Genomic DNA, 8,284 nt, shown 5'->3' with positions numbered 1-8,284 from the left:
GCCCGCGGGTGTGGGGGCCCGCCCGCGCCCCGCGGCCGTGGTGGGGGGGGGGGGGGGGGGGGCGGGGGGGGGGGGGGGGGGGGCCCCCCCCCCCCCCCCCGCCCCTTCTGCACAGATCCAGCCTAGATTTCTGCCCCTTCAAGCAGTTCAGTGACGAGTGCCGCGATCGGCGAGCGCTCGGACCGGGTGAGGGTGATGTGCCCGAAGAGCGGGTGCCCCTTGAGGGTTTCGACCACGGCGGCAACGCCGTCGTGCCGGCCCACCCGCAGGTTGTCGCGCTGGGCGACGTCGTGGGTCAGGACGATCTTCGAGTTCTGGCCGATCCGGCTCATCACCGTCAGGAGCACGTTCTTCTCGAGCGACTGCGCCTCATCAACGATCACGAACGCATCATGGAGCGAGCGGCCGCGGATGTGCGTCAGCGGCATGACTTCCAGCATTCCGCGGTCCATTACTTCCTCGACAACTTCCTGGCTGACCAGGGCTCCGAGGGTGTCAAAGACTGCCTGCGCCCATGGGTTCATTTTCTCTGCTTCGGAGCCGGGCAAATAGCCGAGTTCCTGCCCGCCCACCGCGTACAGCGGCCGGAAGACGATCACCTTTCGGTGTTCGCGGCGTTCCAGGACTGCCTCAAGGCCGGCACAAAGCGCCAGGGCGGACTTTCCGGTGCCCGCACGGCCGCCGATCGACACAATGCCAACGGACGGGTCCATGAGCATGTCGATGGCCAGCCGCTGCTCCGCGGAACGGCCGTGCAACCCGAAGACGTCGCGGTCCCCCTTGACCAGCCGGACCTGTTTGTCCGCGCCCACCCGGCCCAGGGCGGAACCCCGGTTCGAGAGAAGCACCAGGCCGGTGTTGACGGGCATCTCTGCCGCCGCCGGAATGAAGACGGGCTCATGGCCGTAGAGGGTGGAAACCTCCTCCTCGCTTGCTTCGACCTCGGCCACCCCGGTCCAGCCGGAATCCTTCACCAGTTCGTTGCGGTACTCGTCGGCGAGCAGTCCCATGGCCGAGGCCTTGACGCGCATTGGCAGGTCCTTGGAGACCACCGTGACGTTGCGGCCCTCGTTGGCGAGGTTCTTCGCGACGGCGAGGATCCGGCTGTCGTTGTCCCCGCCGCGGAAGCCCGCGGGCAGCACCTCGGCGGAAATGTGGTTCATCTCCACCACGAGGGTGCCGCCGTCGTCGCCCAGCGGAATGGGACGGTCCAGTCCGCCGTGCTGGACACGGAGATCGTCCAGGAGCCTCAGAGCCTTGCGGGCGAAGTATCCCAGCTCGGGGTCGTGCCGTTTGCCCTCAAGCTCCGTGATGACCACGATCGGGACAATGACTTCGTGTTCCGCGAAACGCAGCAGCGCGCGCGGGTCCGAGAGCAAAACCGAGGTGTCGATGACAAAGGTCCACACAGTGTCGTCCGTCCCGGCACTTTCGCCGGATACAGCAAGACCGGCCGCAGCGTGATGATTCGCTGCACCGGTCTGTGAGGTGGCTCGCTTGGCGCGAGAGGTAGCTTTCTCTCCCTGGTCGGAAATGACGTCGGGCAGTTGTTCAGAAATAGCCACATCGACTCCAGCCCCGGGGCGCACGCCCGGATATGTTATAGGTGAGGCGGATCGGCCGCGAGGCCGGTTCCGGCCTCCCATACATCCGGTGCGAAAATCCGCTCCATGTACTGGCCTCCCCGATTAGCCGGCATTTTGCCTGCTAATGGAATCAACGTAATTCCCCGCGGCTTTGTTTCCCAAACCATTCTCCGGCGATTCTTGTTGCGGTCTCGTGAACTCCACGTGAACCGGCAGTGTCAGGAGCCGAAGCGCCGCTGCCTGCCCGCGTAGTCGCGCAGGGCCCGCAGGAAATCCACTTTGCGGAAGGCAGGCCAGAGCGCCTCGCAGAAGTAGAACTCGCTGTAGGCGCTTTGCCACATCAGGAAGCCGGACAGCCGTTGCTCCCCGGACGTTCGGATCACGAGGTCCGGATCCGGTTGCCCCCGGGTGTACAGGAACCGCGAGATGTCATCAACGGTGAGTTCGTCCGCGAGCTTGCCGATGTCCTTGCCCCGGGCAACGGCGTCGTGAAGGAGTTCCCGGACGGCGTCCACGATTTCACGGCGTCCGCCGTAGCCCACGGCAACGTTGACGTGGATTTTCTCATGTGCCGGGGTCCGTGCCGTGAGCTTGTTGAGCCTTTCGGCCAGGTAGTCGGGAAGCAGTTCCGGTGCTCCCATGGCGTGGACGGAGATGTCCTCATCCTCATCCAGCCGGTCAAGGGTGTTGGCGATGATGCCCATCAGCAGGTCCAGCTCTTCGCCGGAACGGCTCATATTGTCGGTGGAGAGCATGTAGAGCGTGACCACCTTGACGCCCAGCTCCTGGCACCAGCCGAGGAACTCGTGGATCTTGTCGGCCCCCGCCTGGTGTCCTTGGCTGGTGGGCGCGTTGAACTGCTTGGCCCAGCGGCGGTTGCCGTCCACCATCACGCCGATGTGTCTGGGGATTCGGTCCTTGTCCAGCGAGCGCAGGAGCTTGCGTTCATAGAAGCCATAGAGGATCCCGGGCCACTCCATCCGGAGACTCACCTGACTTCCTTGATGTACGACGGCAGTGCATTCCTAGGCTACCCGCCCGCAACCGGCACACGGTGCACGGCGTCGCGTCATTCGGCCCGCCCAAGGGTTACTCGGAAGTAACTTACTGGTACGTAGTTTATTCTTGAGCAATGGAAAGCAATACGCCCCACCCGGGGTCGGGAGCAGGGCGCGGCCGGAATTCAAGCCCGATGGATGATGCGGCGGTCCGCATCGCGGAACTCTTGATGATCAAGCCGAAATGGCGTGGCTGGATCCACACCGTCACCGCACCGTTGGCTTTGGCTGCAGGGCTTGTCCTGATCCTGCTGGCCCCCACTGCCGACCTGAAAATCGCCTCTGCCGTCTACGCTGTGACCGGGGTGTTGCTGTTTGGGATCAGCGCCGTGTACCACCGGGGGAACTGGTCGCCCGGCGTCAGGATCGTTCTCAAGCGCCTCGACCACACCAACATCATGCTGGTGATCGCGGGGAGCTACACGCCGCTGGCGTGGGCCCTGCTGGAACGTCCCAAGGCCGTGGTGCTGCTGTGGGTCATCTGGTCCGGAGCCATCCTGGGCGTTCTGTTCCGGCTGCTGTGGACACACGCCCCCCGCTGGCTCTACGTGCCGATCTACATCGCCCTGGGCTGCGGCGCCCTGTTCTACCTGCCGGACTTCTTCGCGGCCAGCATTGCCGCAGCCGTCCTGATCTGCGTGGGCGGCGCCCTCTACATAGCCGGGGCCGTTTTTTACGCGCTCAAGAAGCCAAACTTCAGCTATGAGCACTTTGGCTTCCACGAACTCTTCCACGCGTTCACCGTGTTCGCCTTTGCCGCACACTTCATCGCCATCGCCATCGCGGTCCTCAGCCGCCCCGCCTGAGGCAGTACGTCATCCGGCCATCGCAGCCAGGCGCTCCAGCAGTTCCGCCTCGGTTCCCACCGGGCGTTCGCACACCATCCCGCGGCAGAGGAACACCTGCGGCGAGCCGTCGGGCGCCGCCGTCCTGCCCTCCAGCAGCGGCACGGCGGACGGGACAGGACCAGCGGGCAACGCCCCGGCATCGGGCGTCACCGCAACCACCAGCCCGGGGCTAGCGGACAGCAGGACGGCACGGTGGAGTGCCGCCCGGGCCGGACCGGCAGGTCCGACGACGGCGGCCTCCACAGGGCCCGCAAGCGCGGCCTGCGCCGTAGCCAGGAGCCAGCCAGCCGCCCGGGGCGCGCGCGTTGCCAGCGGCGGGAGCAGCGTAAGAATGTTGCCCGCCATGATCCGGTGGTCGGTGGAACCGGAGAGAGCCGAGTAGCTCAGCAGGGCGCCGGCAAATGCGGCCGCGCCGCTGGGTGTGGCGTTGTCGAAGGGTTCAAGGCCGGCCCGGCGCCCCTGCGCGTTGAACACCTGCGAGGACTCCCCGGCAGTGTCCACCAGTGTTCCGTCCGCCGCGAACCGCAGGCAGGCGGCCGCCAGGATGGATTCGGCCAGCCGGTACCACCGTTCAGCACCTGTGACGCCGTACAGGGTCAGGAGCCCGTCAACGCAGAAGGCGTAGTCTTCGAGCAGGCCGCCGATCCCCCTCGCCTGGCCGGCATGCGACACCCGCACCAGGGTGCCGGGTTCCACGCCCTGGTCCCTGGCGTCCGGACCCCGCCAGTGGACCCGCTCAAGGTAAGCGGCAGCCCGCTCGGCTGCAGCCACGAGGCCGGGACGGTCCAGGACGGCCCCTGCTTCGGCAAGCGCCGCGACGGCCAGCCCGTTCCAGCCGGCTACCACTTTGTCGTCCCTGGCGGGCTGCGGACGCGCGCTACGCGCGGCCAGGAGGCGCGGCCGGATCCGGTCCCACAGGACACTCCCGGCATCGTCGAGCCGGCGTCCCGGATGCAGCGGCGAAGCCGACGCCGTCACGGTACCCTCGGCCCGGACATTCATCAGCCGCGCCGCAGCGTCGCCGTCTTCAGGTCCCAGGACTTCCTGCAGTTCCGCCGGAGTCCAGAGATAGCTGGCCCCCTCGTGGTGCTTGCCTTCCACCACAGTGTCGGCGTCCAGCGATGAGGCGAAAGCCTCCACATGCCCTGCACCGTCGACGCCAAGCGCCGCGATCATCCAGTCCGCGGTGCGCGTGGCAACGTCCGCGGCTTCCCCGGCGGGGTACACGGCGTCGCCTCCGAGCCGGACCCAGTGGACGTAGGCACGCAGCAGTTGGGCGTTGTCGTAGAGCATTTTTTCAAAGTGCGGCACGGACCAGTCACGCGTGACGGAGTAGCGGGCAAAGCCTCCGTCCAGCTGGTCGAAAAGCGCGGACCGGGACATCGCGGCGAGCGTCCGGCCCGCCATGTCCCTGGCCGCATCCGCGGTATCCGATGCCACAGCAGCGTGCCGGACCAGGAATTCCAGCACGGGCGACGGCGGGAACTTCGGCGCGGTGCCGAATCCGCCGTCGTGCGGGTCTTCGGAGCGGGCCAGGACTTGGACTGCCTCGGCGAGCAGGTCCGCATCCACGGGATCCGGCGTACCCGTCAACTGGACAGCGGCCGCAAGTTGGGATTCGGCCATCCCCCGTGCCAGCGACTCGGCGTTTTGTTCGACGCCCTCGCGCCGTTCAAGCCAGGCATCGCGGACCGCCTCAAGCACCTGCCGGAACGAGGGCCGGCCGGGCATGGGCCGGGGCGGGAAGTAGGTTCCGGCATGGAAGGCGCGTCCGTCCGGCGTCAGGAAGACGGACATCGGCCAGCCGCCTTCGCCGCTGATGGCCTGGGTTGCGGCCATGTAGACGGCGTCCACGTCCGGACGCTCTTCCCTGTCCACCTTGATGGCCACGAAGTTGGCATTGAGGAAGTCCGCTGTTTCCTGGTCCTCGAACGATTCATGCGCCATCACGTGGCACCAGTGGCATGCGGCGTAGCCGATGGACAGGAAGACGGGGACGTCGCGCGCCGCGGCGAAGCCGAAGGCTTCATCGCCGAACGGCCGCCAGTGGACCGGGTTGCCGGCGTGCTGCCTCAAGTAGGCGGAAGGTTCCCCGCCAAGGGCATTGGATGCCCCGGGCGGCGCCGTGCCGGCCCGCCTCTGGCCGGCTCCGCCGCTAGCTGCGTCCGCGGCCTTCATCACCGTCTGGTTCCGTCCGGGACTCGGCGCCGCCCTGCGTGCCGGAAGCCTGGGTGCCGGCAGGCTGTGTGTCCGAAGCCTGCGTGCCGGCAGGATGCGTTGCGGCGTCGCCGGTTCCGGGCACCTCAAGCATGTCCTGTTCTGCGGCGGCCATTGCTGCAGCCATGCGCTCTTCCTCCACCTGTGCGCGGTAGCGGACGCGGCGGATGCGCCGCACCATATCCACGATCAGCAGCGTGGTGGCCAGGACAAAGAAGGCCGTCATGATGAAACCCCACGTGCCCGGAGTCACCTGGTCTTCCGAGAGGCCCGGGCGCAGGGACGGCGTGGGGCTCGGTGCCGGGGCCGTCGCGAGGGCGATGAGCAAGTGATGCACGGTTAAACCTTCTGTGGAGCGTATTGAGGGCCCTGACTTCTACGGGACATAGAAATGGGCTTGGCTCTATCTTAGCCCTGCGAAGAGATCCTTTTCCGGCAGTTCCACGGGAACCCGGGACTGGATCAGGGTGTAGTCCTCCCAGGGCCACGCACGGCGCTGCATGTCCGGGGACACGGCGAAGAAGAATCCCAGCGGATCCACCTGGGTCCGGTGGGCGCGGAGCGCATCATCCCGGGCTTCGAAATAGTCCCCGCAGTCAATCTGCGTGGTGGTGGGGTGCGTCGGGGCCGGCGCTGTGTGGCCTTCGGCGTCAGCCTCAAGCCACGCTGCCAGACGTTCGGCGTAGGGCGACTGCAGGCCCGCCTCTTCCAGGGCGAAATGGAGTGCGCGGAACCGTTCGGGGCTGAAGGCACGGTCGTAGTAGAGCTTGCTCGGCGCCCAGGGCTCGCCTATTCCCTGGTACCGCGCCGGATCGCCGGCGGCTTCGAAGGCCTCGACCGCCACGCGGTGGGCCATGATGTGGTCCGGGTGTGGATAGCCGCCGTTTTCGTCGTAGCTCAGGATCACCTGCGGCTTGAAATCGCGCACCAGCCTGACCAGCGGAGCGGCGGCCCGTTCCAGCGGCTGGAGGGCGAACGAGCCCGGCGGGAGCGGCGGAAGCGGGTCGCCCTCGGGCAGGCCGGAATCCACAAATCCGAGCCAGCGCTGGCGGATGCCCAGCACCCGGGCGGCATTGTCCATTTCGAGGCGCCGGGCCCCGGCCATGTCGCGCCTGGGGTGCGGCTCGTTCTCCACGGCGGGGTTCTGGATATCGCCCCGCGATCCGTCCGTGCAGGTGGCCACCATCACGTCGACACCAGCCGCGGCGTACATCGCCATGGTGGCTGCGCCCTTGCTCGATTCGTCATCAGGGTGAGCGTGAACGGCCAGCAGGCGGAGCGGCTTTGTCTGGCTTGCGGACGCTGTCATCTGAAACGGCTCACTTTCTTCGGATTTCAAGGTTGCAGGCCAACGGCTGCGGAGACGGAATTATCCCCTTCGGATCCACACTAAACTGGAATGGTGACTTCCGAGGATCAGCCGGCCGATTCCGCGCCGGCAACTACCACCCTAGCCAATCGATACGGGGGCCAAAAGCGTGCCCTTTCCCGGAAGGCGAAGCGAAACATCGGAATAGCTGCGCTTGCTGCCGGAATAGGTTTCATGGCGTGGATCTCCACTTCTCTGAACACCGAAACCGTGACGTTCAAGGACATCGGCTACAGCACCACGGACGCCACCCAGGCGGAGATCGACTTCCAGGTCACCAAGGATCCCGCTACGAGTGTCAAATGTGCCGTCAAGGCATTGGACTCCAAGTTCGCCGTGGTCGGCTGGAAAGTCGTTGATATCGGGCCGAACCCGGCTGACGCCACCGCCGACGGCGGACGCACCACAGCCCACCGCGCGGTGGTGCGGACGGAGTCCCTCTCGGTTTCCGGAGTGGTGGACAGCTGCTGGATTCCGGACGCGGACAAGTAGCCCGCCGCCTTTCCCGGCCCGCTTCCGGCCGCCGCCTGTGACCCACGCCGCAGGCCTTCTTTGGTTTGTCCACTGCATTGACTACAATGGATCAATACCTTTACCCCGCTGAGCTGGTTACTGAGTCCCACAAGTGGCCACCGTGGCGGGGTCTTTGCTTGTTTGATCTCAAACTTGTTTGACCACGAAAAAGGAGAAGTCCGTGTCTACCACCAACAGCGCAACTGCAGCTTGGCTTACCCAGGAAGCTTTTGACCGCCTGAAGGCAGAGCTGGACCACCTCTCCGGCGCCGGCCGGGCGGAAATCGTCCAGAAAATCGAAGCTGCACGCCAGGAAGGCGACCTCAAGGAAAACGGCGGATACCACGCCGCCAAGGAGGAGCAGGGCAAGATCGAGGCCCGTATCCGCCAGCTTACGGTTCTGCTCCGTGACGCCCACGTGGGCGAGTCCCCGGCCGACGACGGAATTGTCGAGCCCGGAATGATCGTCGTTGCAAGGATCGCCGGCGACGAGGAGACGTTCCTGCTCGGCTCCCGCGAGATCGCGGGCGACTCGGACCTTGACGTCTTCAGTGAAAAGTCCCCTTTGGGTGCGGCCATCGTGGGCCACAAAGAGGGCGACAAGCTCAGCTACACTGCACCGAACGGCAAGGACATCACGGTGGAGATCATCTCCGCCAAGCCGTACGCAGGCTAGGGGCTCCAGCTCCGGAA

The 8,284-nt window shown here is 66.2% G+C and carries 8 protein-coding genes; 3 read left to right on the top strand and 5 right to left on the bottom strand.

The window, feature by feature from the left end:
• Window positions 1-122: 122 nt before the first annotated feature.
• On the bottom strand, window positions 123-1,565 hold the full coding sequence (locus J2S97_RS19835; protein WP_307051645.1) for a PhoH family protein: 1,443 nt from the start codon (window positions 1,563-1,565) through the stop codon (window positions 123-125).
• Window positions 1,566-1,804: 239 nt separating this feature from the next.
• On the bottom strand, window positions 1,805-2,566 hold the full coding sequence (locus J2S97_RS19830; protein WP_307051658.1) for an isoprenyl transferase: 762 nt from the start codon (window positions 2,564-2,566) through the stop codon (window positions 1,805-1,807).
• 212 nt (window positions 2,567-2,778) lie between these two features.
• Between J2S97_RS19830 and trhA the strand changes: the two genes are divergently transcribed.
• Entirely contained in the window at window positions 2,779-3,450 is a 672-nt protein-coding gene (trhA, locus tag J2S97_RS19825) for a PAQR family membrane homeostasis protein TrhA (protein WP_307051657.1), read from the top strand.
• A 9-nt stretch (window positions 3,451-3,459) separates the two neighbouring features.
• Here trhA and J2S97_RS19820 read toward each other — a convergent pair whose 3' ends face one another.
• The 3 genes from J2S97_RS19820 to mca all read right to left on the bottom strand — a co-directional run bounded on the left by J2S97_RS19820 (window position 3,460) and on the right by mca (window position 7,018).
• Window positions 3,460-5,670, bottom strand: a complete 2,211-nt coding sequence (locus J2S97_RS19820; protein ID WP_307051656.1) for a thioredoxin domain-containing protein — start codon at window positions 5,668-5,670, stop codon at window positions 3,460-3,462.
• On the bottom strand, window positions 5,648-6,046 hold the full coding sequence (locus tag J2S97_RS19815; RefSeq protein WP_307051644.1) for a hypothetical protein: 399 nt from the start codon (window positions 6,044-6,046) through the stop codon (window positions 5,648-5,650). The genes J2S97_RS19820 and J2S97_RS19815 overlap by 23 nt, the downstream gene beginning before the upstream one ends.
• A gap of 66 nt (window positions 6,047-6,112) precedes the next feature.
• Entirely contained in the window at window positions 6,113-7,018 is a 906-nt protein-coding gene (gene mca / locus J2S97_RS19810; RefSeq protein ID WP_307051643.1) for a mycothiol conjugate amidase Mca, read from the bottom strand.
• A gap of 90 nt (window positions 7,019-7,108) precedes the next feature.
• Here mca and J2S97_RS19805 point away from each other — a divergent pair, with 90 nt between their 5' ends.
• Complete coding sequence (locus tag J2S97_RS19805; protein ID WP_307051642.1) at window positions 7,109-7,570, top strand: DUF4307 domain-containing protein; 462 nt, start codon at window positions 7,109-7,111, stop codon at window positions 7,568-7,570.
• Between the two features lie 202 nt (window positions 7,571-7,772).
• The gene (greA, locus tag J2S97_RS19800; protein ID WP_307051641.1) at window positions 7,773-8,267 is read left to right on the top strand and encodes a transcription elongation factor GreA; all 495 of its coding nucleotides are present in this window, start codon (window positions 7,773-7,775) and stop codon (window positions 8,265-8,267) included.
• Window positions 8,268-8,284 lie beyond the last annotated feature (17 nt).

This window comes from Arthrobacter oryzae (assembly GCF_030812315.1).
GTDB classification, from domain to species: Bacteria; Actinomycetota; Actinomycetes; order Actinomycetales; family Micrococcaceae; genus Arthrobacter; species Arthrobacter oryzae_B.
The sequence above is the reverse complement of the archived record's forward strand: the minus strand, read 5'-3'. Positions and strand labels throughout refer to the sequence as shown.

Bases quoted from the DNA above. Each gene is read 5' to 3' on its own strand.
- trhA (WP_307051657.1), top strand. From the start codon at position 2,779: ATGGATGATGCGGCGGTCCGCATCGCGGAACTCTTGATGATCAAGCCG.
- J2S97_RS19820 (WP_307051656.1), bottom strand. From the start codon at position 5,670: ATGAAGGCCGCGGACGCAGCTAGCGGCGGAGCCGGCCAGAGGCGGGCC.
- mca (WP_307051643.1), bottom strand. From the start codon at position 7,018: ATGACAGCGTCCGCAAGCCAGACAAAGCCGCTCCGCCTGCTGGCCGTT.
- J2S97_RS19805 (WP_307051642.1), top strand. From the start codon at position 7,109: ATGGTGACTTCCGAGGATCAGCCGGCCGATTCCGCGCCGGCAACTACC.
- J2S97_RS19830 (WP_307051658.1), bottom strand. From the start codon at position 2,566: ATGGAGTGGCCCGGGATCCTCTATGGCTTCTATGAACGCAAGCTCCTG.